The organism is Streptomyces sp. NPDC002324 (genome assembly GCF_053593335.1).
Genome location: NZ_JBSFCF010000094.1, coordinates 1 through 2,708, shown reverse-complemented (window position 1 = coordinate 2,708; position 2,708 = coordinate 1). Strand labels below are relative to the sequence as shown.

Genomic DNA, 2,708 nt, shown 5'->3' with positions numbered 1-2,708 from the left:
ATGCCCGTGAGCAGGTTGGCCAGCGCCCCGTGGGTGACCTGGACGCCCTTGGGACGGCCGGTCGAGCCCGACGTGTACAGCACATACGCCACCGACGACGGATCAGTGGCCTTCCGGGGCAGCGGCTGTGCCGAGCCGACCGGATCACCGTCCACGAGAATCCGGATGCCGTCGTGGATCTCGGTAGCCGTCTGGGCCACCGCCTTCTGTGTCACCAGGACGCGTGGTGCGGCGTCTTCGACGATGCCGGCCAGGCGTGCGGCCGGGTGGCCGGCGTCCAGTGGCAGATACGCCGCACCGGACTTCTGTACGGCGAGCAGTGTCACCAGCAGTTCGACGCCGCGTTCCAGCAGCACGCCCACCACGTCACCGGCGCCCACGCCCAGCGACACCAGATGCCCCGCCAACCGCGAGGACCGCTCGTCCAGTTCCGTGTACGACAGCGACACGCCACCCGACGTGACCGCCACCGCGCCCGGAACCTCACCAGCCCGCGCCGCAAACAACTCCGGCACACAGCCGGCCGGTACGTCGGTCTCCGTGTCGTTCCACCGGGAGACGACGTGCACGTGCTCGTCGCCGGGGAGGCGGGTCGACAGGGCGTCACCGTCCGGGTCGGCGGCCATCGCCTCCAGCACCAGCCGGTACATCGACGCGATCCGCTCCGCGTTCGCACGCGACAGGGTCTTGCTGTCCGCGGTCAGCATCAGGTGGCCCGCGAGCGTGGTGACGGCGAGCGGGAACTGTGAGGTGGTGTCACCCTGTTCGGCGCCGACATCGATCAGACCGGTGTCGACCTGGTGGTAGTTCTGATAGGTGAAGAGCACCTCGACGACGGGCTGCCCGGACTCGGTCAGCCGCTGGATCGACGGCAGGGGATAGCGGCGGTGCTCCCACAGGTCCATTTCCTGCTCGAAGACCTGGCGGACGAGACCGGCCCAGGTGGCTGCGCCACGCCGGTGCGCGAACGGCAGGGTGTTGAGGTGCATGCCCAGCACCTTCTCCGCGCCGAGAAGCTCTGGCCGGGCGTCGAAGACGAGGCCGGCCGAGAAGGCGTCCTCCTCGGTGAGCTGGCTCATCACCTTGAGGTGGGCGGCGAGGAGCACGCTCTTCATCGAGACGCGGGTCCGCTCGGCGAGGGCACGGAGGCCGTCTTCGAGGTCGCCGTACGCGACGGGAAGCCGGAAGGAGGAGTCCTGGGCGGCTGCGTCGCCCCAGCCCGCGGGCAGCGCCACAGCGGAGTGCTCGTCGACGACGCGCTGCCAGTACAAGCGGTCCGCGTCGTCGTCGAGGGATGCGAGTTCACCGGCGATGAAGTCGGCGAACCGCACGTCCACGGCCTCGTGACCGGCGTCCAGGTCCTGCCCGTCACGCACCGCGCGGTAGACGTCCAGGATCTCCATCAGGAGCGAGTGGTGGCTCCACCCCTCCAGAATGATGTGGCTGTGGGTGAGCACGAGCGACCAGGAGTCGGTGCCCTCGACCAGGCCGGCCACACGCAGGAGCGGTGCAGTCCCGAGGTCGAAGGGGCTGTCCTCCTCGCGCTCGATGTAGGCGCGGACGGCATCCCGGGTGGCCGGCTCGTCCAGCTCGGTGAAGTCCTCGACGGCGAAGGGAACCTCCGCCTCGGGGTGCACGAGCTGCAGGGGCACGGAGAAACCGGTCAGGGCGAGGGACGTCCGCAGGATCTCGTGCCGCGCGACGACCGTACGTGCCGCCGAGTGAAGTGCCTCGCGGGAGAAGGGGTGTTCGTCCCGGACCCGGAACGACGTCACCCGGTGGTAGTCGTCACCGGCGTCCTCGAGGAGCACCTCGACCGCCATGCCCGTCTGGACCTGCGACAGCGGATACGCGTCCGCCAGGCCGTCGGGTATTCGGTCGAGGTCCTCAGGCGGCACCAGGGCGAAAGGGGCGGTGCCGGCCTCCCCCCGGCCGTCGGGCACGGGCGTCGGCTCCGGCTCGGCCTGCTTCTGCTGGAGCAACGCGAGCAGGTCCGCCACCGAGGTGTTCTCGGAGAGGCCACCGGATCCGAGGTCGATGCCCGCTGCACGGAGCGCCCCGGTCAGTGCATCCGCCGCGTCGGCGGTTGCCGTACGGGTGTCGTTCTCCGACGGTGACAAGCTCTCCTCCTGAGGCTCCTGAGCCGCGAGATGGCGGGCCAGCTCGGCGACTGTCTGGTACGTGAAGATCGTGCGAACGGTCAGGCTGTAGCCGATCGACTTGAGCGCTCCGACGAGCGACACCGCGCGGATGGAGTCGCCGCCGAGGTCGAAGAAGCTGTCTTCGACACTGACCCGCCCAAGCCCGAGAGCGTTCTCCCAGGCACCAGAGATCCTGGCCTCGGCATCTGTGCGTGGAGCTATATATGGCCTCTCATCGCTTCTGTCGGGTGCGGGGAGGGCTTTGCGGTCGAGTTTGCCTGCGGTGTTGAGGGGCCAGGTGTCGAGTTCGACGAAGGCTCCGGGGAGCATGTAGTCGGGGAGGGTTTGGGCGAGGTGGGACCGTAGTTCGGTCTGGTCGGTGGTGGTGTGGGGGATGAGGTAGGCGACGAGCCAGGTGTCGCCGGTGTTCTCGGTGCGGGCGATGACGGTGGCGTCTTTGACTGTGGGGTGTGCCAGCAGTCGGGATTCGATTTCGCCGGGTTCGATGCGGTGGCCGCGGATTTTGACTTGGTGGTCGGTGCGGCCGAGGAATTCGATGTTGCCGTC

General features: G+C 68.8%; 1 protein-coding gene. It reads right to left on the bottom strand.

Going from position 1 to position 2,708, the window contains the following annotated elements:
- Nucleotides 1-2,708 (bottom strand): condensation domain-containing protein (locus ACWCRJ_RS44510; protein WP_450944689.1); only part of this gene is annotated, 2,708 nt, incomplete at both ends.